The organism is Flavobacterium sp. KMS, from assembly GCF_000813005.1.
Classification (GTDB): domain Bacteria; phylum Bacteroidota; class Bacteroidia; order Flavobacteriales; family Flavobacteriaceae; genus Flavobacterium.
Window position 1 is genome coordinate 56,380 of record NZ_JSYP01000024.1, and the last position, 26,099, is coordinate 82,478.

The following is a 26,099-nucleotide window of genomic DNA, read 5'->3' on the forward strand; positions in this document are numbered from 1 at the left end:
ATTATTTATCTTGATACTAATCCTGCCGAATTACCATCTAGCATATTTTCAACTTCTTTTAACGTTACCAAATTATAATCGCCTGAAATAGTATGTTTTAAACAACAAGCTACAACTGCAAAATCTAATGCTCTTTGGTTATTATTTGGGTATTCCAGTAATCCGTAAATTAATCCTCCCATAAAAGCATCGCCACTTCCTACACGATCCACAACTGGTGTTACCTCTTGTACGGCAGCCTGATAAATTGCTTTTCCGTCAAATAATACACCTCCAATTCTTTGGTGAGAGGCGCTTACAGAATAGCGTAAAGTTGTTGCGACAGTTTTTAAATTCGGAATCAGTTCAAATAACTTACTATACAAAACAGGGAGTGATTTATCATCCTGATAATTAGGGTTTACTTTAAGGATTCCAAGCATGAAATATGCCGTATCAATATCTCCTAAAATAACATTGCTATATTGTAACATCTCTGGCATAACATCGCTTGGAGCTTTGCCATATTGCCATAATTTTGATCTATAATTTAAATCACATGAAATCGGAATTCCCATTTTATGAGCCACTTTAATAGCTTCAAGACAAGCTTCGGCAGCACTTTGAGAAATCGCTGGAGTAATTCCGCTCCAATGAAACCAATTTGCACCTTCTAAAACTTTTTCCCAATCGATTAATCCTTTTTCAATAGTTGCCATCGAGCTATGCGCACGGTCATAAACGACATTACTTCCGCGTGTTCCTGCACCTGTTTCCAGAAAATAAATTCCTAAACGCTCTCCACCATAAATTACATTTTGGGAAGCCACATTCATTTTTCGCATTTCTTTTACTGCCGAAACACCGATTTCATTTTCAGGTAATCGTGTAACAAACTCAGCATTTAAACCATAATTAGCCAAAGACACGCAAACATTAAATTCGCCTCCGCCATAATTAGATCCAAATGTTTTAGCTTGAGAAAAACGGAGGTGTCTCTCTGTAGAAAGACGCAACATAATTTCACCGAATGCAACTACTTTATTCATTATAAATACTTATTAATATTATTTATTTACCATTAGGATAATTTAACCGCTAAGGGCGCAAAGATTTACGCAAAGGGCGCAAAATTTTGAACCATTAAGAGATTAAGAAAAATTAAGATTTAGCCTTATAACCGTTTTTTTTTGCCACTGATTATTATGATTAAAAGATTTTTTCTTGCCACTGATTAAAAAAATCTGCTTTATCTGCTAAATCTGCGTGAAACTTTTTTTTACCACTCCCGAAGCTTCGGGATAAAATGATTCTAAAGCTTTGCGGTTAATTTTTTCACAATCCAATTCTTTTCATTCTTTTAAACTCAAACCCTTAATTTTTCTTAATCTCTTAATGGTTCAAATCTTTGCGGTTAATTAACCTTTAAAATTTAAAATATTCTTTTGCGTTATTATAAGATATATCCTGAACCATTTTTCCTATCCATTCCATGTCATTAGGAAGTTCTCCGCGTTTTATTTCGTCACCTAAAAGATTACAAAGAATACGTCGGAAATATTCATGTCTTGGGAACGATAAAAAGCTTCTGGAATCGGTTAGCATTCCCACAAAACAACTAATTAATCCCATGTTCGAAAGTGCGTTTAATTGTTTGGTCATTCCGTCTTTTTGATCCAAAAACCACCATCCTGATCCAAACTGAACTTTACCTCTAATACTACCGTCATTAAAATTTCCTATCATCGTTGCCATAACTTCATTATCGGCTGGATTCAGGTTGTAAATGATTGTTTTTGTCAATTTATCTTTGCTATCTAATGCATTTAAAAATGAAGATAGTTTTTGTGCTTGCGGATAATCCCCAATAGAATCCCAACCAGTATCTGGTCCTAAAATCCTGTGCATTCTCGCATTATTATTTCGCAATGCGCCTAAGTGAAATTGCTGTACCCAACCAAATTCATGATAGGTTTCAGACAAGAATAACAATACAGCACTTTGGAATTTTAAGGCTTCATCAGGCGTAATTGTTTGATTTTCTCTTTTCTTTTTGAAGATGGAATTAATCTCACTTTCAGTGAAGTTTTCAAAGTAAATCTGGTCTAATCCATGATCACTAAGTTTGCAACCATTTTTAGCAAAATATTCAATTCTGTTTTTTAAAGCGCTGCATAAATCAATATAAGAACTAATTGTAATCCCTGCAACTTCTCCCAGAGTATCAATGTATTGATTGTAACCATCATTAGAAATTAAGATGGCTTTATCTGGTCTAAAAGCCGTACTCATCTTAGTCCCAATTGGGTTCTTGGCTAGTTTTATATGGTATTCTAAATTATCAATTGGATCTTCGGTCGTACAAACCACTTCGGCATTTACTTTTTTAAGCAAATTTTGTGTGCTGTACGCTTCCGAATTTATTTTCTCTGAAGTTTCGATGTAGATACGCTCAGCCGATTTTTCATTCAATAAATCATAAATATCAAAATAACGAGCCAATTCTAAGTGTGTCCAATGATACAAAGGATTACGCATCGTGTACGGAACTGTTTTTGCCCAGTTTATGAACTTATCTTTATCAGAACCATTTCCTGTTATAAATTGCTCATTAATACCCAATGTACGCATAGCGCGCCATTTGTAGTGATCGCCATTTATCCAAACCTGAGTAGTATTTTCAAAGATTTTATCTTCAGCAATAAATTGCGGATTCAGGTGATTATGGTAATCTATTATCGGTTGATTTTTGGAGTAATTATGATATAATTCTTCCGCAAATTTATTTTCGAGTAAAAAATTATCGTTTATGAATGTCTGATTTGCGCTCATACTTTTTATATAATTGAGTGGTTATTCGTTTGATGGTTTACCGATTGTGGCAAGGATTCCACCATCAACATATATGATTTGACCGTTTACAAATCGGCTAGCTTCAGAAGCTAAAAAAACTGCTGTTCCGGCTAAATCTTCTGGATCTCCCCATCGTCCCGCAGGAGTACGACTTATAATAAATTCATTAAATGGATTTCCGTCTACGCGAATAGGTTCTGTTTGCGAAGTAGCAAAATAACCCGGCCCTATTCCGTTAACCTGAATATTATGTTTAGCCCATTCGGTAGCTAAGTTTTTGGTAAGCATTTTCAAACCTCCTTTTGCAGCAGCATAAGCAGAAACACTATTTCGACCTAACTCACTCATCATCGAGCAAATATTGATAATTTTACCTTCGTTGCGCTCAATCATTTTACGTCCCACTAATTGCGACATGATAAAAGCTCCAACTAAATCCACATCTATAACACGACGAAAATCTTCGATTGGCATACTCACCGCAGGTTCTCTCTTGATGATTCCTGCATTGTTTACCAAAATATGAATTGGTCCCTGATTCTTCTCAATTGCTTCTACTTGTTCGGCAGCAATTTTTTCGTCGGTAACATCAAAAATATATCCTGATGCTTTGTACCCTTTACTTTTGTAATATTCAAGCGCCTCTTCTAATTTGCTTGGTGTTGTACTACTAATTACTAACTCTGCTCCTGCTTGCGCTAAACCTTCAGCCATAGCCATACCCAGACCATGCGTACCTCCTGTTATTAAGGCTCTTTTATTACTTAAATCAAATAATTTCATGATTCTTTATTTTAGTTCGTTTGGTGCAACGATGTCCATATCTCCGTAATCTAAATTTTCTCCCGCCATTCCCCATATAAAAGAATAATTAGACGTTCCAGCTCCTGAATGAATAGACCATTCTGGAGATAAAACTGCCTGATGATTTTGCATGAAAATATGACGTGTATTTTGTGTTTCTCCAAGGAAATGACAAATGGTTTGTGGTACTTCTAGATCAAAATAGAAATATGCTTCCATCCTTCTATCATGCGTATGTGCTGGCATGGTATTCCAAACATTTCCAGGTAATAACTCTGTTAATCCCATTTGTAACTGGCAGGTTTGAACAATACTATTTACAATCAACTTATTTAAAACCCTGCGATTTGCAGTTTTTTCTTCTCCTAACTGAATTACTTCGGCATTTTCTTTACCTACTTTTTTATTTGGAAATTTGGCATGAGCCGGAGCTGAATTAATATAAAACAAAGCTTGCTCTCCATTGGCACTTGCAAACAAAACTTCTTTGCAACCCTGACCTACATATAAAGCTTCTTTTTTGTCTAATTCAAAAACTTCTCCATCGACAGTTACAGTTCCTTTTCCGCCAACATTTATAATTCCTAATTCTCTTCTGTCTAGAAAATTTTCAGATTTTAAATATGGAATCGTTTCTAATTTCAACACTTTTCCAACTGGCATAATTCCTCCTACAATGTATCTATCGTACATAGAATACGTAAGCTGAATTTGGTTTTCGATAAATAATTTCTCAATTAAAAACTGAGCTCTTAATTCGTCAGTACCATACTTTTTAAAATCTGTTGGATTTGTTGCGTATCTAAATTCAAAGTTTGTCATAATTTCTATTTAAAAATGTAATCGATTACAAAACTACACAATATATTCTAATTAGTTATAATCAAATCTCAATTTATTATTTATAAATCAGTGATAGGTGCATATTTTGGCACTAAAAGTTTCATTACCGACCAGCCTGTTAAGTAACAAACAGCACATATTGAAAAAATGATAAAATAACCCGCTTCAATTCCGTGAAAACCCATAAAAGACATATTGGTTTCTTTGCTATAATCAAACAACAAACCTGATCCTTTATTAATTAATGTTGATCCAACTCCTCCTGCCAATCCGCCAATACCTGTAATGGTTGCGATTGCTTTTTTAGGAAACATATCTCCTACTGTTGTAAATATATTAGCCGACCAAGATTGGTGAGCAGCACCAGAAATACCTATTATAATTACTGGCAACCAATAGCTTATATATCCTAATGGTTGTGCGATTAATGCTAATAAGGGAAAGAATGCAAAAATTAACATGGCTCTCATTCTGCCTTCGTATGGATTCATACCTTTCTTCTCGACAAAATAAGTCGGCAACCAACCACCAATAATAGAAAGTAATGTAATCATGTATAATACAAATAATGGTAAAGCTGCTTGGGTAGAATCCATTCCGTAAACTGAACTTAAATAAGCTGGTGTCCAGAATAAGAAAAACCACCAAACACCATCGGTCATGAACTTACCAAAAGCAAAAGCCCACGTTTGTTTGTATCTAAAACAATCTGCAAAAGTTACTTTGGTAGTGTTTTCGGGAACGTAACCTACAAGTTTACTATCGGCGATATCATCTTGCTGAATATATTCTAATTCAGCAGCAGATACCTTCGGATGTTTTTCTGGTTTATCATACATAAAAACCCAAAATCCCATCCAAACAAAACCTAGTGCACCTATAATAATAAATGCCATTTCCCAACCAAAAGATTTAGCTATAAAAGGAATAGATATTGGTGCTGCCAATGCGCCAACGGTAGCACCAGCATTAAATATACTTGTAGAGAATGCTCTGTCTTTTTTAGGAAAATATTCGGCTGTGGTTTTAATCGCTGCAGGAAAATTTCCTGCCTCTCCTATTGCCAAAATGAAACGGGCAAAAATAAACAGAGTAACACTCACATTTATTACCATTCCTGTATCGTTTATAGAACTGATTATTTCTTTAGAACCTTCAAATCCTACAAACCAATTACCTGTGATAATTCCAGAAGTTGCAATACCACAAAATGCATGTAAACAAGCACCTAAAGACCAAATTCCGATTGCCCAAAGAAATCCTTTTTTGGTATCTAACCAATCCACAAATCTTCCTGCAAACAATAAAGAAACAGCATAAAATATAGAAAATAAGGCAGTAATATTTCCATAATCATTGTTTGTCCAATGAAACTCAGGAGCGATATAATCACTCCATGTTAAAGAGAGCACTTGTCTGTCTAAATAATTGATGGTTGTGGCAAAAAATAACAATGCACATATACTCCAGCGATACTTTCCAGTGGATTTAGTGGTTTGGTTCATGGTTTTGGTTTATTATGGATAGTTAAAAAATTATTCTCTTTATTTATGCTTGTCAATTTCAAAATTAAGGCAGAAATAAATTTTAATGTAATCGATTGCACAAATATAGTTTTTAATACTAACTTAGCAAATAATTTAAATAATTTTTTAAAAAATCTATTTAAATAAACATATCACATAAAAAAACCAATACATAAGTAAGCATTAACCAATATATTTGTTAAATGGTCTTTTACCAAAAAAGATAGAATTAAAGGCCGAAAACTCAACCAAAATCTGCTAAATAAAAGCAAAATCAATAAAGAAAATATCGCATTGAAACGGCATAGTTTCGATAAAAAATACAAAATGAAAAAAAATAAGAATCTAAAAAATTGCCTAACAGTTATAATTCTAATTGTAACCTTAAAGATAGGTACTCCGATATACGCTCAGGATAAAGTTATTCCGCTTTGGGCAACTGCAATTCCAGACGCTATAAAGGCACCTAATTATCAAGAAAAAGAAGTTATAAAAGATGGAATAGTAACTGGTGTTAGTTTTGTTACAATACCTACATTGGCTATATATTTACCTCACGAAATCAAACCAAATGGAACATCGGTATTAATACTTCCGGGTGGTGGATATTCGCATTTGTCAATAGATAAAGAAGGTGTGAAAGTTGCTAAATGGCTTAACTCACTCGGGATTACAGCTTTTGTACTAAAATACAGACTACCAAGCGATTTAATTATGAAAGACAAAACAATTGGGCCGTTGCAAGATGCGCAAGAAGCAATGCGTTTTATCAGAAAAAATGCCAATCAATGGAATTTAGATTCTGATAAAATTGGTGTAATGGGGTTTTCTGCAGGAGGGCATTTGGCTTCGACTCTATCAACTCATTATAATGATATTGTGTATAAAACGGATAATACGGTTAGTGCCCGTCCAAGTTTTTCTCTTTTAATTTATCCTGTAATTTGCATGACCGATGTAGTGGCTCACAAAGGATCTCAGACTAATTTATTGGGCGTAAATCCTTCTCAGGAATTAATCGATAAATTCTCCAACGATAAGAAAGTTACTCCCGAAACACCTCATGCTTTTCTTGTTCACGCAACCGATGATACTGTTGTTCCGCCTGAAAATAGCATTAATTATTATCTGGCTCTTAAAAACAATAAAGTTTCTGCCGAATTACATTTATACGAAAAAGGCGGACACGGTTTTGGTTTAGGCGTAAAAGATACAAGCTTCTTCTGGACAAAAGATTGCGTGGAATGGTTAAAGACTAATGGGTATTTATGAAGGTATAGAAATAAGAAGTCACTATACAAAAACTAGTTTTTCAGTTTTATCTATAAAAATTAAAAAAAAGAAAAATACCTTTATTGACTTATAAGTTATGCCCAATAAGCGAGAAAAAATTACACAAAACAAGAATTAATTAAATAAAAAAAAATTAAACAATGATTATAGATTCATTAAATAACGCTGCAAAATATTATAGTTTACACCCTAACTTTAAAAAGGCTTTTAATTATGTAAACGAAAATGATATAAGTAAGCTTCCGGAGGGATCATTTGAAATAGCTAAAGGGGTAAAAGTAATAGTTATTCAAGGCGAAGGACTTTTAAAAGAGGAAAGTATCAAAGGATTTGAATGTCACGACAAAAATATCGACATACAAATTTCTATAAAAGGTCCTGAAACTTTTGCCTGGAAACCAAGAGAAAAATGCATTAGTCCGAATGGAGATTATAGCGATGAAAAAGATGTACGATTTTTTCATGACGCTCCAGATATGTTTTTTCAATTGCAAGAAAAACAGTTTGCTATCTTATTCCCAGAAGATGTTCATGCAGCAATGATTGGTGAAGGGATGCTAAAAAAAATCGTAATTAAGGTTGAAAAATAAAACATTCAGGCTGGACACAATATAAAGCAAAGAGAATTTGATTTGAAAAGAAACATGATAATCGATCATATCTCTTGATACAGAATAAAAATAGTACCTAATTTATATGGATTCAATATTTAATCTTAAAGGAAAAATTGCTTTAATAACGGGCGGTGCAGGCGTGTTGGGCAGTAACTTTGCTACTGTTTTGGCTAAGCAAGGCGTTATCACAGGAATCGTATCACAATCTATTGAAAAAGCGAATAAAATAGTAGATAGAATACAAAATAATGGCGGACAAGCTTTTGCTATACAAGCAAACGTATTAAAAAAGGAAGAACTCGAGAAAGCAAAAGATTACATCATAGCTCGATACGGGCGTTTGGATATTCTTATAAATGCAGCTGGCGGAAACATGCCCGGAGCAACCATAAGTCCAGACCAGGCAATATATGATATGAATGTTGATGATTTGCAAAAGGTAATAGATCTGAATATAATTGGGACAATGCTACCATCTCAGGTATTTTCTGAACTTTTTGCCAAGCAAAAGCAAGGTATCATCATTAATATTTCATCGGCATCGGCACAAAGACCACTAACAAGAGTTGTTGGATACTCGGCATCAAAAGCTGCAATTGATAATTTTACCCAATGGATGGCAGTAGAACTAGCTACTAAATATGGTGAAGGTATTCGTGTAAATGCAATATCTCCTGGCTTTTTTATTGGTGAACAAAACAAGGCTTTATTACTTAACCCTGATGGTAAATTAACACCAAGAGGCGAAAAGATTATCGAAAATACTCCTATGAGAAGATTTGGGACACCAGAAGATATAAATGGAGCTCTTTTATTTTTATGTAGTGACATGTCTAAGTTTGTAACGGGAACAATCCTTAAAGTAGATGGTGGTTTTGCTGCTACGAGTATTTAAAAAGAAATCATTTCAATAAAACGACTGACTTGATATCATCAATTCTAAAAAATATTCTCTGAAGAAACAGACATTAAGTTGCACTTAAAACATTGATATAAAAAAAGAAAAATGAATAATATGATTTCTCTTGGATATTCTCTTACTTTGTGTAAACTATTATAAATCATTAAACTATGAAAAAAATTAATTTACTAGCAATTATCTTATTGACCGCTTTTTCTGTTAATGCACAAGATGTTAAATTCGCACCATTGGATACAAGTCCGTTGGACATTTCCTATTACCCAAATAAAGCCGTTAAATCTAAAAAAACGGATAGCCCAACTGCTATTATTAAGGTTATTTATTCTAGACCTTCGGCAAAAGGGAGAGCTATTTTTGGACAATTAATTCCGTTTGGTGAAGTTTGGCGTGTTGGAGCTAACGAAAACACAGAAATAAAATTCTACAAACCAGTTACAATTGGTGGTAAAAACATTCCAGCTGGAACTTATAGTTTGTTTGCCATTCCTGAAAAAGACAAATGGACAATTATTATCAATAAAGAAATAGATCTTTGGGGAGCTTATGCCTATGACGAAACCAAAGATATTGCCAGAGTAACAGTTCCTGTTAAGGCGGTATCAACTCCTATTGAAGCTTTATCAATTACTTTTACTAATAATGGTTCCGTAGCAAATCTGGTAATTGGTTGGGATAAAACAACTGTTGAAGTTCCGATAACAATTAAATAATTTTTTACAATTAGAACTAAATATAAAAGAGATACTTAATTAAATTGAGTATCTCTTTTTTTATACTAAAACTGAAAATATTACTTTACAAAAAAGCACTGTCGGAGTATTTCGACAGTGCTTTAACCAAACCAATGTAATTAACGCTGCATCAGTTTAATACAGAATTAATATTTTAATACCCTTTTGCAGCCTGAGCAGCACTTAAATTTGGGTTTTTATCTACTGCCATTTGCGGATAAGGTAGCTTAGTGTATTTAGGTTGCCAAGCACGTTCTTGAACAATATTATTTGTTATGTCGTAGATACTTTTCATTACTTGATCTGCAATTTTCCAACGGCGAATATCATAAAATCGTTGTCCCTCTCCTGCTAACTCGATGCGTCTTTCGTTTCTTATCAACTCGCGCATTTTATCTTTTGTATTATATATCGTTTTATCTACCGCTGGCATACCTACACGGTCACGAATATCATTTATGGCATCATAAACAGAACTATCAGGACCGCTCAATTCATTTTTAGCTTCGGCATAAGTAAGTAAAACTTCGGCATAGCGCATAATCGGAAAATCTTGCGCACCATCAAACTCCGTAGCGAGATAAGCTGGATCTGTTAATTTTCTAAAATTATAACCCGTAACACTACTACCATCCCAATTGTATGTATATCCTACCGAAGCATTTCCCCAAGGAGAGGTAGGAAATAATATACTGGCATATAATCGTGTATCTCTATTTTTAAATTCTGTAAAGTAATCCTCATTAGGTTTACCATCATTATAATTTGATGCACGATCCTGAGATGAAGGCGCTACAAATGTATGTCCTGTTTTGTCCCAATAAGAATTTACTAACTCTATAGTTGGTGTAATTGAGCTCCATCCGCCTACATCTACTGGAGATAATAAGGTATTTAAACCACTACCCCATTCATAAGATGAATTGGTAATTGCTTGAGAAGTTAAAATAGTTTCCGAATTATCATCATTTATAGCCCAAAAGAGTTGGTTATAATTAGCTAGCCCTTTATAAAATTTCTGTTGATCTGTAGCAGTCGAAAAATCGACGAACATAGAAAAATCATCTTTCATTTTGGCAGCATCTCCTCCTCTAAATAATTCATAAACTCCTAAATTTTTAACCATTTGAGCACTTGTTACAGCATCTCCCCATTTATGATATTCTAATTCTACTTTGGCTTTTATAGCCCATGTAGCACCTTTTGTTATTCTTCCTTTTTCATTATTTATCCCTCCCGAATAATTCACTGGCAAATCTAGTTCGGCAGCTGATAATTCATTTAATATAAAAATAACAATGTCATTTTCGGGTGTTGGTACAATAGCGGTTTCCAATGGGTCAACATAATCGTTTGTAAGTAATGGTACATCTCCAAAATAACGTATTAAATCAAAATAAGCCATCGCTCGTAAAACTCTTGCTTCTGCAATGAAACGTTTTTTTAAGGTTCCATTCATTATAGTTTTGTCTACATTATCCAAAAAATAATTAAACCCACGAATACTTTTATATTTATTCGAATACGTATTACTGTTTAGTGAGGCAGACGTAATATTTCCTTCACTAATTGCTGTAGCATCACTTTCCCAAGGATATTGAGAATATGCATTATCTGCACCTCCATCATCATATACATTATTATAAGCGCTAGCCAAATAACCATAGCAACCATTTAACGCCAGACGAGCATCATTCTCGGAAGTCCAAAATGTACTTTTTGAATTTTTATCTTGTGGTACTCGTTCCAATGGTGGTTCTGTACATCCCGAAACGGTAGCTATAATAAGTGTTATTACTATTTTACTAAATATATTTTTCATCTATATCCTGTTTTTTTATGTCTTGAAATAATAACACGATTTAACATCGGTTAAAATCTGAATTATTTCTAAAGACTTTTTATTTTAATAATTAAAAAGAAGCGTTTATACCAAAAGAATATGTTTTCAATTGTGGATAAGAAGCTCGTTGTGAAGCTGTCTCTGGATCAAAATCTTTCATTCTTTTATCTCCTCTAATAGTAAATAGGTTATTCCCTGACAAATAAAATCTAAGTCCCTGCATCCCAACTTTTTCAAGTACTTCTTTAGGCAAATTATACCCAAAAGACATTGATTTAACTCTTAAATAGGAAGTATCAAATAACCAAAAAGATGATTTTTGGAGATTTTGAGTATTATCAGCCGAAAGTAACATTCTTGGGTAAGCAGCATTAGGATTTGGATTTTCAGTAGTCCAACGATCTAACGCATATTCTTTTACACCAGCACCATTAAAAAAAGCTTGTGAAGCTTCATATTCCAAATAAGCTTTAGATCCTTTTGCACCTTGAAAAATAATTCCAAAATCGAAGTTTTTATAATTTAGTGTCGAGTTAAGACCATACGTAAAATTCGGTGCCTCGTTTCCTAAAATTACACGATCATCACCATCAATTTTACCATCCCCATTTTGGTCTTTATACTTAATATCTCCAGCTTTAGTATTGGTAGTTTGTGTAGCATGAACTGCAACCTCATCTGCATTAGCAAATAGACCTTCTGCTTCTAACATATAGAATGAGCCTACTGGTGTCCCTACTCTATTAATGTAATAACTGTTTGGAGGCGTTTCGGAAACATCACCTAAATCTTTCACTTTATTCCAAATGCGGCTCATATTCCCTCCTATTGAATACGATAATCCGCCAAGACGGTTGTTATAAGAAAGTCCCAATTCTATCCCTTTATTAGTAACTTTTCCTAAATTAATTGGTGGAATTTCTTTTAATTTACCATCTTCTGAAACAACGCTTAATCCCGATTCGGTAGGAATATAAGGATTGGGCAATAAAATGCCATCTGTCAATTTATTATAAGCATCCAGTTGAATATTCAATTTATTATTCCATAAACCTATATCCAAACCTATATTGGTCATCGTTACTTTTTCCCATCCTAATGAAGGATTGTAAATTTGCCCCGGAGTAACACCATCTTGCTTCACACCATCCAAAATAATTTGTGTTCCTGAATTTAATACATCGTAATAATCATAATTACCTACGTTGCTTACACTCCCTAATTTTCCCCAAGAAGTACGTAGTTTTAGCTCTGAAATCCAATCAACCGATTTCATAAATTCTTCTTGCGAAATACGCCAGGCTCCAGATACGGAAGGAAATACTCCAAATCGATTTTCTACAGGAAATTTTGACGATCCATCATATCTAAGACTTGATTCTAACAAATATTTATTTTGATACGAATAATTAAAACGGCCAAAAAAGGATTGAAAAGCATTTTGAGTAGGAAGCCCTTTAGCCGTTGTATTAAGTGGGTCTGATGAACCTGCATCTATTGAACCTATATTATTGGTTACATATCCTTTTCTGGTTATTTCTAAATTCCTCGAAGAATTATCCTCATAAGACATTCCTCCTAAAATCTTAAAACTATGTCCTCCAATTTTTTTATCATAGCTTACTGTTAAGTCGGTTAAAAACACCCCGATTGTATTCCACTTTTCGGTATAAGAATTCTGAATAACTGCAGTTCCAGGGATTTCTTGTTTTGTATCGAAATTAATAAGTCCTGGTAATCTATTTACAAAAGAACTATTGAAATCATTATATAAACTATAAGATACTGAACCTGTAATATCCAACCCTTTAATTGGAGTATAAATTCCTTTTAAAACACTCGAAAATCTATCGGTATGATAATCTGATCTGCCACCTTCTTTGAAAATTCTGTACGGGTAATTAAGAGCAACTCTTCCTCCTGTAAAAGTTCCCCAAGTACCATCTGATTGTGTATCCACCGTTAATGGTATTAATCTATCGATTACGGTAAAATTGACATCTCCATTGTCATTCTTATATCCATCACGACTATAAGAGGTATTGGAGCTTATAGTAAATTTATCACTTACTTTAGACTCGATATTTGATCGAAATGAATACCTATTAATCTTTCTTCCGGGGAAAAGTGAGTTCTGCTCAAAGATAGATCCGCTTATGTAGTAACGCGTAGCACCACCACCAGAAACATTAATTTCGTGTTCCATAATTGGTGCCGACTTTTTAAGAAATAAACTATACCAATCGGTATTACCATAGTGATCCGGATCAGAATTGTTTTCTATTTTGTCTAACTCTACAGGGGTATAAAAAGCAGATTTCCCTGCATTTAATCGAGCTTCATTATACAATTGTGCGTATTGTAAAGCATTAACTCTTTTAGGTAGTTGCACAGCCGATTGGACACCAAAATAACTATTATAGTTAAACTGGGTTTTTCCCGCTTTCCCTTTTTTGGTTGTTACTAATATAACACCATAAGCTGCACGCGATCCATAAATAGCAGATGAGGAAGCATCTTTTAAAACCGAAATACTTTCGACATCATTAGAATTAATTCTGTTGAAATATCCTGCGGATGAAATGACTCCATCTATTACATATAGTGGCTCAGAAGCACCTAAATTTCCTTTACCTCGCAAACTAATTTTCCCCATATCATCCCCAATATCCCCAGAAGCAGAAGTAATGGTTAACCCTGGAACTGTACCTTGCAATGCATTTGTAAGTGAGGTTACTGGTCGATTGGTAATGTTTTTTGTATTTACAACACTAACAGCTCCCGATAAATTGACTTTCTTTTGCTTGCCATAACCAACTACAACAACTTCATCCAGCTTCTGCCCCACTTGTCTCATGATTATAGTAATTGAGCCTTTGGTAATCGTTACTTCTTGTTCCTCCATTCCAATATAGCTAATGACTAATTGTGTAACGTTTTCGGGTACATTAATAACAAAACTACCATCTGTATCAGACTGTGTTTTAATTTTTGTGCCTTTACCAATTATATTTGCTCCTGGTATAGGCATTCCGTTTTCATCGAGTATTTTTCCTTTAATTTCTTTTTCTGCTACTGATAAAAATGTTTTGGAAGAATGAACCTTTTTTGGTATTTCTACAGCCGAAACTTGTAATGCTATCGTAAACAATGAAATTGTTGTAAATTGGATAGTTCTCCTCGATAATTTACTAAGCCATATATTTCTTGGCTTGTTTTTGATTAATAATTTTGCACTCATTTGGTTTCTGGTTTTAATTGGTTTTATTTAGTTGATTGTGTTTGTTTTAACTCAATAATTCACATATCTATTTCCCTTTTTTAAGAAATTAAATTTTCTAACTACGCAAACGTTTTAGTATTACATTTTTTACGAATTTCTCACTTTTCACATGAATAAACCTTTACTTTTTTAATTGAAATAGAAACTATCTTACTCAAAAATGGGCTTTAAAATGTGGTTTATAGAATTATCTATATATTGACTTCTAAAAAGCCAACGAATAGTTTTTAATACTACTAAAAACTAAGATTGATGGAATGCGAATATGACTGGTTTTTATTGAGAGTAAATACTATAATTATTTACCTCATCTGAAAACTGAGAGCTTTTTAAGCACGCAGATTTTATCGATCTAGCAGATTTTTCATTGAAATTAAAGACTGTAATTGTTTACTAAATACTAAAACAGAAACTTTTTTAGCACATAGATTTAGTAGTTTTTTGTTTGAGGATGAATGCAATATTTATTTGCCTCAACCAAAAAACTGCGTGCTTTTTTAAACACGCAGTTTTATATATTTTTTATTGAGAGTAAATACTACATTATTTGCTAAATTCTAAAATGAGAAACTTTTTTAGCACATAGATTTAGTAGTTTTTTATTTGAGGATAAATACAATAATTATCTACCTCAACCAATAACTGAGTACTTTTTTAAGCACGTAGATTTGGCAGATTTTTTATTGAGAGTAAAGACTAATCATTTTTTCTTTAAGACTAACATAAATAATCCAAATAGGGAAAATAGTAATCCGCAACAAAGGTTTATTTTCATTTTATATTCGGGAAAACTTCCTGATATAAATGCATAGCCTATTAATAACACTCCGATAATTAGAAAGAAAACTCCAATTACAAAACGTAAATCATATAATTTATTCATAGTAGTTTTTATTAAAAGAAGATAATATTAAATATGAGTGTAACTAACAAAACAACTATTCCCATCCAAAGCGGATTTTTATACCAAATTTTGCTTTTGTCTGTTTGTTTTGGGGTAAGACTATACACTAATCCTACCAATTCTTCTTCAGGTTTAGGTTTAGTAAATAAGCTGACTACAATAGTAACGAAAACACACATCAAAAATGAAATCCACGCAATATTAAAGGCTTGGCTTGTACCTGAAAAATACTCATGAGTATTGGCAATCCAACCTCCTTTTCCTTCTGCTACAGTAAGACCATGCGTAATTGTGGCGGTAGCTGTACCAGCAAGTAATCCCCAGAATGCTCCATGTCCTGTGGTTTTTTTCCAAAACATTCCTAAAAAGAATGTAGCAAAAAGCGGTGCATTTACAAAGCTAAATACGAGTTGTAATAAATCCATTATGTTATTAAATCCTCTGGCAACATAGGCTGTCATAATCGAAATTAATATCCCTGCAACAGTCGCTATCTTACCTACATAATAATAATGTTTTTCGGAACCATTTTTCTTAATATGTGACTGATAAATATCAAATGTAAATACGGTATTAAATGCAGTAACATTTCCTGCCATTCCGCTCATAAAAGAAGCGATAAGTGCTGTAATCCCAACTCCTAAAATACCATTTGGATATAATTTTTGCAATAAAATAGGCAATACCATATTATAGTTAGTATCTCCATTAGCATTTATTGGGAGTTCGTATCCTGTGAATTTATTTTGCAAAGCAAGTATTATTATTCCGGGTAAAATAACAATTATAGGCATAAGTATTTTTGGTATCGCTGCAATAATTGGTGTTCTTTGTGCGTCGCTTAAATTCTTGCTGATCATGGCTCTTTGTACCACCAAGAAATCGGTACACCAATACCCAAATGCCAAAACAAATCCAAGTCCGAAAACCATACTAAAGGCATCCACTCCCATTGGATTATGGGAAGGGTCATCTAATCCTTTCCACATATGAAGCTTATAATCCTGAACATTGGCAACAATTCCTTCCCATCCTCCTACTTTATATAAACCAATAAAAACCAGAGGTGCGATTCCTAATACAATAAGAAAAAATTGCAATACTTCATTATAAACTGCACTGGTTAAACCTCCCATAAAGATATAAACAAATACTACGGCTGCAGCTACCCAAATTGACAAGTCGAAATTCCATCCTAAAATTACGTCCATTAACATGGCTAATGCATACAATGAAACTCCAGACGAAAAAACTGTCATTGCTGCAAAACTGAGAGCATTAAAAGTTCTTGTTTTTTCATCAAAGCGAAGTTTTAAATACTCTGGTACACTTCTGGCTTTGCTCCCATAATAAAATGGCATCATAAAAACACCTAGAAAAATCATAGCCAATGCTGCTCCCAACCAATAAAAATGAGCCGTATATAATCCGTACTTAGCTCCATTTGCAGCCATTCCTAATACTTCTTGTGCGCCAAGATTGGCAGAAATAAAAGCAAGACTGGTAATCCATAACGGGATATTACGATTACTCATTAAAAAATCATTCGCAGATTTTACTTGTCGCTTTAATAAAAAACCAATCCCAATTACAAAAACAAAATAAATAGTAATAATGAGATAATCAATAAATTCCAATTTCATAATAAATGTGCTTATAATAATTTTTAAAATACCTATGGTGAAAAAATTAAACCATTAAGACATTAATTTTCATTAAGGATAAAAGCTTAATTTTCTTTATCTCTTAATAGTAAAATAATATTTTATCTTAGAAGCTTTAAACCATTAAGACATTAAATTTCATTAAGAATAAAAGCTTAATTTTCTTTATCTCTTAATAGTAAAATAATATTTTATCTTAGAAGCTTTAAACCATTAAGACATTAAGTTTCATTAAGGATAAAGCTTAATTTTCTTCATCTCTTAATGGTAAAATAATATTTAATCTTAGAGTCTTTAAACCACTAAGACATTAACTTTCATTAAAAATAAAGCTTAATTTTCTTTATCCCTTAATTGTAAAATAATATTTAATCTTAAAGTCTTTAAACCATTAAGACATTAACTTTCATTAAGAATAAAGCTTAATTTTTCTTCATCTCTTAATGGTAAAATAATATTTAATCTTAATCTAAATCACTTATTAAATGAGCTAAATATTCACTCATCTCATCATATACTTTAAGCATTAACATCTCTTTTGGAAATAGCTTTCCTCCTAATCCTACCGATGAAACTCCTGCTTTATACCATTTTTCAATATCATATCTATCGGCTTCAACTCCTCCAGTTGCCATAAACAACATGTTGGGAAATACTGTTTTTAAAGCTTCGATATAGGAAGGTCCTCCCAATTGTTTTGCAGGAAATATTTTTACTAACGACAATCCCCAATTTTCGGCCAGACAAACCTCTGAAGGTGTTGCACAACCCGGAATCCATAATACTTTATCTTTTTTGCAAACGAGGTAGATTTCTTCTAAAATAACAGGAGATATCAAAAAATCGGCACCAGCTTCTATAAATAGTTTAGCTTGAATCTTATTTTTAATAGTACCTACACCTATTTTCATTTCGGATAATCTGGTATCTCTATATTGTTTTAATTCCTTAAAAACGATATAAGAATTCTCATTGCGATTAGTAAACTCAAATGTTTTTATACCATTTTCATAACAAATACGCATTACATTTTTACAAACTTCAACATCAACATGTGAAAATAAAGGAATGATTTTTTCTTGTAAAAGACATTCTTGAATTTGAAAAGCGTTACTAGTTGTCATATTATGATTTTATTCAAAAATTAACGAATAATTCTTCCGCTTCCTTTTTGCTTGATAATTAAGTCTACTTCTTCTTTCGAGGCAATATTCACATCTCCCAATATGCAATGTTTCATTACTCCACAAGCCGTTGCATATTCTATAACCTCTTGTAGTGACTGCTTCTCATTCAATCCGAATATTAATCCAGCCATAAAAGCATCACCTGTGCCTATGCGTTCGGCTATATCATCTATATTGTATACTGCCGAAGTAACAATTTTACCGTCATTCCATAAATATCCCACATATTCATTTGATGAAGCACTTTTTTGATACCGCATTGTCATAGCTATATATTTTACATTAGGTAATTTTTCTTTTAATAAGGAACAAGTACTTTCAACTAAATTATTTTCATCGGGAACAATATCAAAATACAACTTTGAAGCATCTACATCTGCCAAGATAACATCGCAATATTCCAGAAGTTTAGGCATTATCTCGCTACTGTGTTTTCCGTATTGCCATAATGTGGAACGAAAATTAAAATCGGCAGAAATCATTATTCCGTTTTCTTTGGCAACTACCAAAGCACTTAAGCAAACTTTTACCAAATTTTCATTTAATGCAGGTGTAATCCCGCTCCAATGAAACCAACTGGCTATTGCAAAAATTTCCTTCCAATTTATCTCACCGTCTTGTAGCATACTAAAAGCCGAATAGTCTCGATCATAGGTTACTCTTCCTGGACGGGCTCCTACACCACTTTCATAATAATAAACTCCTACACGACTCTTTTCTTTTTCTATCACAGTAGTAGGAACTCCATAACGATGCAATTGTGTAATGCCTAACTGAGCAATTGTGTTGGATGGCAAAGAAGTAATATAACGTACATTTTTACCAAATAAAGACAATGAAACGGCAATATTTGCCTCGGAACCTGCCCAATGCATTTCGAGATTTTCTGCTTGCATTATTTTTTTATTTCCGGGGGGAGTTAATCTTAATAAATACTCTCCAAATAAAACTATTTCCCTCATACTAATTCCTTTATATCTTATTTAGGATTTAAATCGATTCATTTCCATTCCCTTAATTCCAACATCTACTAAAAATAATGCACCACTATTAGGAAATTGTTTTAATTGTTCTTCGCTTAATCCCACACTTGCTGTAGTAATTAATAATTGTTTCATGTCCTTTCCTCCAAATGCGCAAGAGGTAACATGGGGAGCATCAAGTTCCACTTTCCCGACTAATTCACCAGAAAATGGATTGTATCTATTTACACATCCTCCTCCCCACATAGCTACCCATAACATTCCGTCATCATCTATAGTCATTCCATCTGGCATACTACCATTTTGAGAAACCTCAACCACTATATTTTCATTAGAAATAGTGCCATTGATTACATCAAAATCATAGCTTTTTATATTATAATCCAATGTGTCTATGTAATACATTATTTTATTATCCTTACTCCAGCAAATACCATTGGACACTTTTCGATTGGCAATCTTTTTTTTAAGATGCTTCCCATCATAAAAATATAAAGCTCCTGCTGCTCCCTTTGCTTGTTTATTCATTGTTCCAATCCAGAGTCTGCCAGCAGCATCACATTTTCCGTCATTGGATCGATTGGTAGGTATATCTGATTCCAATTTTATTAGTTCATTCAATTCTTCTGAATCAAAATCAAATATTGCGATAGAACTTTCTAGCCCTACAATAAGCCAACCGTCTTCTGCAGGCACAACTGTTCCTACTTTTTCTCTAAGATGCCGTTCTTCAACAGTTTTATAAATAGGATCAAGAATACCAACTTTCTGACCTTCGATATCTACATACAAAAACTTATCCCACAAGGAACTCCAAATCGCTCCTTCACCAAGTAGTAATCTTACATTATTCAATGCTGTTGCTTTCCATGTTTTCATCTAATTGTCTTGCATTAACGCGCTTCGCCCTCCATCTATTAAATAGGTTACTCCACTGGCAAAAGAGGCATATCCGCTTGCTAGAAATACACACCAAGCTCCAATTTCTTCTGGACTGCCTAATTTTTTTACAGGATGCAAATCAATGGTTCTTTGTTTCTCTTTATTAGCATCTGCAAAAGAGTCAAACCATTTTTGATTGCCGGGTGTATCAATAAATCCCGGGGCGATACCCACCGTTCTGATTGTTGGTCCCCATTCTATTGCTAAACTGCGTACTAAAGCTGTAAGTGCTGTTTTGGCAATATTATACGGGAAACACCCAGGAATACTGGAAAATGCATGATTAGAGGTCATAATAATGATAACTCCATCATTCTGTTCTAACCAAGGCTTGCATAATTTTGCCAATCGCCAATGTGAAGCAAGATTTAATTCATGGTTTTTTATCCAGGATTCTTCAGTACAATTTTCGGCTCCTTCAAATATATTTATACCTGCATTAGTAATTAAGACATCTATTCGACCAAACTTAGTAATAGTCTGTTGTACTAAATTTTCCAAATTAGCAACAACAGTTACATCTGCTTGTGTGTATAAAGCTGTTTGCTTATGATTGTTTACCGAATCAATAAACTTTTTGGCTCCATCCGAAGTAGCTTCATGTGTACCACAACCAGAAACATGTGCTCCTGCCTGGGCAAAGACTGTTGCTATAGCAGCGCCTATCCCAGATGTTACTCCGGTAATTAGCGCTACTTTGTCTTTTAAATCTATTTGTAATGACATATAAAAAGTTTTTAATTACTACACATAAAATCCGGGTCTAGGCACTAGTATTCCAGGATGTTTTTCCATCTCTTCTTCTACTAAATCTACTCCAAGTCCTGGTCTGTCGCTTAATTGTAAATGGCCATTATGAATCATATCTTTTATAGGATGTGTAATCACGGTATCTCTCCAAGGTACATCATTAAACATAAACTCCTGACGGAAAAAATTAGGAACCGAAGCGCATACATGAGCAGATGCCAATGTAGATAATGGTCCGTTAGGATTATGTGGTGCCAATAAAACATTGTATGCCTCCATCATGGTAGCCATTCTTTTCATCTCTGATGGTCCGCCACAACGGGTAATATCTGGCATCATGATATCGCAAATGTTTTTTTCTAATACTGGACGAATTCCATATCTAGTATAATGTCTTTCTCCCACACATATAGATACATTGGATGGAATACGTTCTCTCATTGCTCTTAGTGTATCTGCACTTTCTGGACCTGCTGGTTCTTCATACCACGTTATATCCAACTCTGATAAACGCTGCGCCATTTTTACAGCGACACTATAATTGAGCATGGCGTGAGTCTCAATCATAATGTCAAAATCAGGACCTACAGCATCCCGAACTGCCTTACTAACATTAAATGCTAAGTCTTGTTGGGCTCTTGTAAGTGTAAGATTTGAAGATAAATCTTCTCCATACAAATAATTAGTATGCGCAAATGGATCAAACTTTAAACCTGTGAATCCTGCTTCTTTAACTTTTTTAGCCTGAGTTGCATAATCCTCAGCATTATGCCCGCCTCCTGTAAACCAATAATTTGCATACAGTAAAATATCTTTTCTAAAAGCGCCTCCTAATAATTCATAACATGGAGTTCCTAATACCTTTCCTTTTAAATCAAGTAATGCCATATCTATCCCGCTTATAGCGCATAAACTAGCGCCATAAGGACCAATCCAGTTAAGATCACGGTATAATTTTGTCCATATAAAATCGGTTTTCATAGGATCTAGCCCAATGATTCTTTCGCCTATATGCTTAGCTGCATTATAAACAATAGGACTCCCTGGCCAGTTTGTTGCTTCTCCTACTCCCGTATGTCCCGTATCTGTATAAATTTTTAATAGTGTCCAGTTATACTTAACCCCTTCTACCATCCATACTTTTACATCTATTATTTTCATTTTATTTTTTGTATTTAACCTCTTATTCCTATTTAATATTTTTATCCATTAAAATAACAAGGTGATTCTAACTCTATTTTATTTAATTTCAAGTGTCATTTTCCCTTTTAAGGTTTTACCCTTTGTCTTAATACGACCACTACTATGTGGTGTTCCATAAAAAGGTTCTGATCCTGTATTGCTATAATCTGCAATTAGCCATTGTATGTGTTCATCTTGTAACCAGCTTCTGGAAGCTTGTGTTCCATCAGACAAGACTTTTATACTATTGCCTGTTTTATCTTGTAATACTGCCGATTTAATATGCCTTTTTGTCGAACGAAAATCATTGCTTCCTAAATCATTAGTGTCATCTTTCCAATCTCCATTAGGTACAACTCCTACTTCTTCTACTCCGTTAACATGTTTTGCATTTAGCATTGTAGTACCTTCGTTTCTGGCAATATCATTTTCTGGATAAATAGTAAATTCTCCTTTTCGCTTCCAGCTTAACTGTTCAAATTGTTTTGGCAATTGTACCAACATTCCGTATTGATAAGGGCTCAAATCGACATCTCCATACTCGACTTCATAAGTTGTTTCTAATTTTCCATTATTTGTAAATAAATAAGATTGTTTTCCCTTAACATCGGTATAGGTTGTTTTCATATCTATTACAATTCCTTCCTTAGTTTGTTTCACGGTAAGATCTGTTGCAAACAAAGTATATAGAGGATAATTTTTTATTGGATAAATATTATTCTGATATGTTTCTCCTGCTACATTGGGTTTTCCTCCATCTTCACTATTCATAGGTATCAAACAAAAAACGGGACCCTGTGTCATTATCGTCTGGTTGTTCTTTTTTACATTGGTAATAACACCTGTTATTTTATTAATAAGGTAACTTATTTCGCCTTGGTTTACAGTTATAGCCGATTCGTTTTCTGAGAAAGAAAGCGGTACTTTTTTATCTTCTAATTCTGTAATAGTTCCATTTTCATATTTCTCTTCATTTACTATGAATCCGCTTGAATCCTTAAACGAAATGTAAAACCCTTGCTCATTTTTATCTACAGGAATTCTTAAAATGCCTTCTCCACGCGCAGGAATAGCCGAAGAAATTAATTTAGAAATACCATTTGTTTTCACTTCTATTTTCAACTCTTTAAATGATGTAAAATCATAACGATTCTCCATTTTCAATTCTACATATCCTTTTGAAAGTGTTGCCCAATTTACATTGGTAATTCGTACAGGAGAATAGGCTTTCTTTACGCCATAATATTCTGGTTTTGTTCTACGCCAAGCGTCAAGAGGTCCCCAAGGTCCATATCCTACTATTCTGCCATCGGGCATATGAAAAATATCATCGATACCGCTCCATATTGCTCCACCTAAATTCCCTTTATGTTTATAGATTGAATCATAAAATTGCACAAGAGGTTCGCTATAAGCACTTCTTACTCCGGGATCTGTTACTAATTCTCTGCGATTATAAGTAGATAAATGGGCATATTCTCCAAACAAAGTAGGGCGAGAAATGGTATCGGTTACTTTAGGACCATTAATACCTGGGTAATGAATATTGGCTACATCTGCTTTACTACCTGCATTATTAAAAGTTCCCCAACATTGATCATGAAAACTAGTTGGTCTTGATTTATCCATTTGTTTTACAACTGCATTAACTTTTACCCAAAGCGGACTCCATCTGGATTCATTACCTAATGACCAAATAATAATAGAAGGATGATTGCGTCCTGCCAGTATATTATCCATATTGGCACGAACCATATAAAGAAGAAATTTTTCATCGGTATAACTCCATAATTTCCATATTGGCGAAGCATGATGTTCTATCCAGTTCAAAGAAGATTCACTTTCGACAAATAATCCTAACTCATCTGCAGCATTCAAAAATTCTTCTGATGGCGGATAATGCGACGTACGGATATAATTACAATTGGCTTGCTTAAACAATTCAGCATCTTTTCTTTCTAATGTGGTCGAGATACTTCGTCCTGTTAATGGATGAATCGAATGACGGTTTACGCCACGTAACTTTATTGGCTTACCATTTACAAAGAATTCATTTCCTTTAATAACAATTTGACGAAAGCCTACATTTTGCTCATTAGTTTGTTGTTTAATACCATTTACAAGTACAACTGTTTTTAATTTATACAAATAAGGATGTTCTGAATCCCAATGACGTGGCGTTTTAATCGCCAAGACCGTTTTTATATCGTTGTCACTATTTGGGCCAATTTTATTTGAAAATGTCGAAGTCTTATTAGAAACAACTTTTCCAACTGCGTCTAATAATGTAAACTCGAGCTTAGCATTTGCTGGAACAGTTAAATTACTTGTAACTGTATTTTCTATAATTAATGAAGCGTCTTTATAGGATGCATCAAAAGTTGTATTAATGGTAACTGCCGAAATATGAAGTGGTGCTACTGCAAACAGGGTTACTTTTCTTAGTAATCCACCTACAGTATGACAAGCATATTGAGAGGTACAAGCCATGCGATCACTAATAGTTAAAGCCTGAACTTCGACTACCAGAATATCTTCTTTATAGCTTAGTTCATTAGTAATATCTACTTCAAAAGGAACAAAACTTCCTTCATGCTCTCCTACTGTTTTCCCATTTATTTTTACCAAAGCATGAGAACTTACTGCATCAAAGCGAATCTTAATTTGCTTGCCTTTCCAATCTGCTGGTATATTTAATCGTTTAGTGTACAAAGCTGTTTGTCCTTCGCTTACACTATATCCTTGCATTTCCCATTCTCCGGGAACTTGAATACCTTTTGTTTTTTGAGGTTGCTCTTTTATATCAAATCCCCAATTCCCATTTAAAGAAACATTGGCGACAGAAACCCCGTCAACAGCCGAAGCAAAAGGGGTTAATACTGGAACATCAAAATTTAAAATACTCTTTGTTTGCGCATTAGCCTGACTGATAAAAACAAAACAGCTTAGAAATGCTACAACTATACTTTTTTTCATTTTAAAAGAATTTAATATTATTACAAAACACTAATCAAGGCAAGAGAATAATCTCTAAAATAGTATCCTGACTTACTGCTTTTCACTTTTACATAATACCATAGGTATCAAAAGCTTCTTTTGTACTCATGCCTTCTTGTATTTTTTTCTGCACAATTTTTTCACCTCTTGCTTTATCGATAGAAAGACGAAATACTTCTTCCTCTACTTCTCTTGGTACTACACAAACTCCATCTATATCTCCAAGAATAATATCGCCTGAATTTATGCGGACTCCTTTTAATTCTATTGGCACCCTAAAATCAATTACTTTCCCTCGGGGTGCTTGATCCTGAGCATAGCGTCCATAAGAAAATGACGGAAAATTTAATTCTAATATTCCTTTGGTATCTCGCGAATACCCATCGACAACTGCTCCTGCAGCACCTAATATTTGTGCGCGAGTTGCCATTAATTCTCCCCATAAAGCATAAGATGGAGACGAACCTGTACATACATATACTTCATTTTTTTTTAGATCATCCAAAGCTTCTAGCATCAATCCAAAAGGTTTATTCAAAATAGGATTATTACTACTGGAATCAGAAACTACATCGGCTTCCAGTACTGTCATGGCACGGCCTATAACGAACATATCGTCATGCAGAGGCTGTATTTGTGGGGGAAGAAATTGATTAAATAAACCCATTTTATCCATAATATCGCCTACTACAGCGGTGTAAAGTTCCTTACGGACAATATCAAAAAGTTCATCGTCATTCTTCCAAAATATAGTTTCCATATCTGTTAATTTTAATTTATTTCTTGAATCAATTTATTA

General features: G+C 33.7%; 19 protein-coding genes. 4 read left to right on the forward strand and 15 right to left on the reverse strand.

All coding sequences use genetic code 11. From position 1 onward, the window contains the following. Positions 1-5 precede the first annotated feature (5 nt). From OA93_RS19860 to OA93_RS19880, 5 genes are all read right to left on the reverse strand, one after another. Positions 6-1,028 carry a sugar kinase gene (locus OA93_RS19860; RefSeq protein ID WP_039115649.1) on the reverse strand — a complete coding sequence of 341 codons (1,023 nt, stop codon included), beginning with the start codon at positions 1,026-1,028 and terminating at the stop codon, positions 6-8. 376 nt (positions 1,029-1,404) lie between these two features. After that, positions 1,405-2,811, reverse strand: a complete 1,407-nt coding sequence (gene uxaC / locus OA93_RS19865; protein WP_039115650.1) for a glucuronate isomerase — start codon at positions 2,809-2,811, stop codon at positions 1,405-1,407. A 21-nt stretch (positions 2,812-2,832) separates the two neighbouring features. Further along, positions 2,833-3,615, reverse strand: coding sequence for a gluconate 5-dehydrogenase (locus tag OA93_RS19870; RefSeq protein ID WP_039115651.1), 783 nt, complete (start codon positions 3,613-3,615; stop codon positions 2,833-2,835). A 6-nt stretch (positions 3,616-3,621) separates the two neighbouring features. Beyond that, positions 3,622-4,458, reverse strand: a complete 837-nt coding sequence (gene kduI / locus OA93_RS19875; protein WP_039115652.1) for a 5-dehydro-4-deoxy-D-glucuronate isomerase — start codon at positions 4,456-4,458, stop codon at positions 3,622-3,624. Positions 4,459-4,538: 80 nt separating this feature from the next. Continuing rightward, positions 4,539-5,984 (reverse strand): MFS transporter, encoded by a 1,446-nt coding sequence (locus tag OA93_RS19880; protein ID WP_039115654.1) that lies wholly within the window; start codon positions 5,982-5,984, stop codon positions 4,539-4,541. 348 nt (positions 5,985-6,332) lie between these two features. Between OA93_RS19880 and OA93_RS19885 the strand changes: the two genes are divergently transcribed. The 4 genes from OA93_RS19885 to OA93_RS19900 all read left to right on the forward strand — a co-directional run bounded on the left by OA93_RS19885 (position 6,333) and on the right by OA93_RS19900 (position 9,544). Next, on the forward strand, positions 6,333-7,277 hold the full coding sequence (locus OA93_RS19885) for an alpha/beta hydrolase (RefSeq protein WP_039115656.1): 945 nt from the start codon (positions 6,333-6,335) through the stop codon (positions 7,275-7,277). 161 nt (positions 7,278-7,438) lie between these two features. After that, entirely contained in the window at positions 7,439-7,888 is a 450-nt protein-coding gene (locus OA93_RS19890) for a YhcH/YjgK/YiaL family protein (RefSeq protein WP_039115658.1), read from the forward strand. A 106-nt stretch (positions 7,889-7,994) separates the two neighbouring features. Further along, a complete protein-coding gene (locus tag OA93_RS19895; protein WP_039115660.1) occupies positions 7,995-8,807 on the forward strand; it encodes an SDR family oxidoreductase in 813 nt (270 codons plus the stop codon). 176 nt (positions 8,808-8,983) lie between these two features. Next, entirely contained in the window at positions 8,984-9,544 is a 561-nt protein-coding gene (locus OA93_RS19900) for a DUF2911 domain-containing protein (RefSeq protein ID WP_039115661.1), read from the forward strand. Between the two features lie 175 nt (positions 9,545-9,719). On the opposite strand, the gene OA93_RS19905 is transcribed toward OA93_RS19900, so the two are convergent. From OA93_RS19905 to OA93_RS19950, 10 genes are all read right to left on the reverse strand, one after another. Beyond that, positions 9,720-11,387, reverse strand: a complete 1,668-nt coding sequence (locus tag OA93_RS19905; RefSeq protein ID WP_039115663.1) for a RagB/SusD family nutrient uptake outer membrane protein — start codon at positions 11,385-11,387, stop codon at positions 9,720-9,722. Positions 11,388-11,478: 91 nt separating this feature from the next. Further along, positions 11,479-14,649, reverse strand: a complete 3,171-nt coding sequence (locus OA93_RS19910) for a TonB-dependent receptor (RefSeq protein ID WP_052259536.1) — start codon at positions 14,647-14,649, stop codon at positions 11,479-11,481. A gap of 936 nt (positions 14,650-15,585) precedes the next feature. Further along, the gene (locus tag OA93_RS19915; protein ID WP_039115665.1) at positions 15,586-17,238 is read right to left on the reverse strand and encodes a sodium:solute symporter family protein; all 1,653 of its coding nucleotides are present in this window, start codon (positions 17,236-17,238) and stop codon (positions 15,586-15,588) included. Between the two features lie 485 nt (positions 17,239-17,723). After that, complete coding sequence (locus OA93_RS19920) at positions 17,724-18,383, reverse strand: hypothetical protein (RefSeq protein ID WP_039115667.1); 660 nt, start codon at positions 18,381-18,383, stop codon at positions 17,724-17,726. Positions 18,384-18,403: 20 nt separating this feature from the next. After that, complete coding sequence (locus OA93_RS19925) at positions 18,404-19,408, reverse strand: sugar kinase (protein WP_039115669.1); 1,005 nt, start codon at positions 19,406-19,408, stop codon at positions 18,404-18,406. Between the two features lie 21 nt (positions 19,409-19,429). Then, positions 19,430-20,308 (reverse strand): SMP-30/gluconolactonase/LRE family protein, encoded by an 879-nt coding sequence (locus tag OA93_RS19930; protein WP_039115671.1) that lies wholly within the window; start codon positions 20,306-20,308, stop codon positions 19,430-19,432. Continuing rightward, positions 20,309-21,097 carry an SDR family oxidoreductase gene (locus OA93_RS19935; protein WP_039115673.1) on the reverse strand — a complete coding sequence of 263 codons (789 nt, stop codon included), beginning with the start codon at positions 21,095-21,097 and terminating at the stop codon, positions 20,309-20,311. Positions 21,098-21,115: 18 nt separating this feature from the next. Next, positions 21,116-22,282 carry a mandelate racemase/muconate lactonizing enzyme family protein gene (locus OA93_RS19940; protein WP_039115675.1) on the reverse strand — a complete coding sequence of 389 codons (1,167 nt, stop codon included), beginning with the start codon at positions 22,280-22,282 and terminating at the stop codon, positions 21,116-21,118. A gap of 78 nt (positions 22,283-22,360) precedes the next feature. Continuing rightward, on the reverse strand, positions 22,361-25,279 hold the full coding sequence (locus OA93_RS19945) for a glycoside hydrolase family 2 TIM barrel-domain containing protein (protein WP_039115677.1): 2,919 nt from the start codon (positions 25,277-25,279) through the stop codon (positions 22,361-22,363). A gap of 88 nt (positions 25,280-25,367) precedes the next feature. Beyond that, the gene (locus OA93_RS19950; protein WP_039115680.1) at positions 25,368-26,060 is read right to left on the reverse strand and encodes an RraA family protein; all 693 of its coding nucleotides are present in this window, start codon (positions 26,058-26,060) and stop codon (positions 25,368-25,370) included. Positions 26,061-26,099 lie beyond the last annotated feature (39 nt).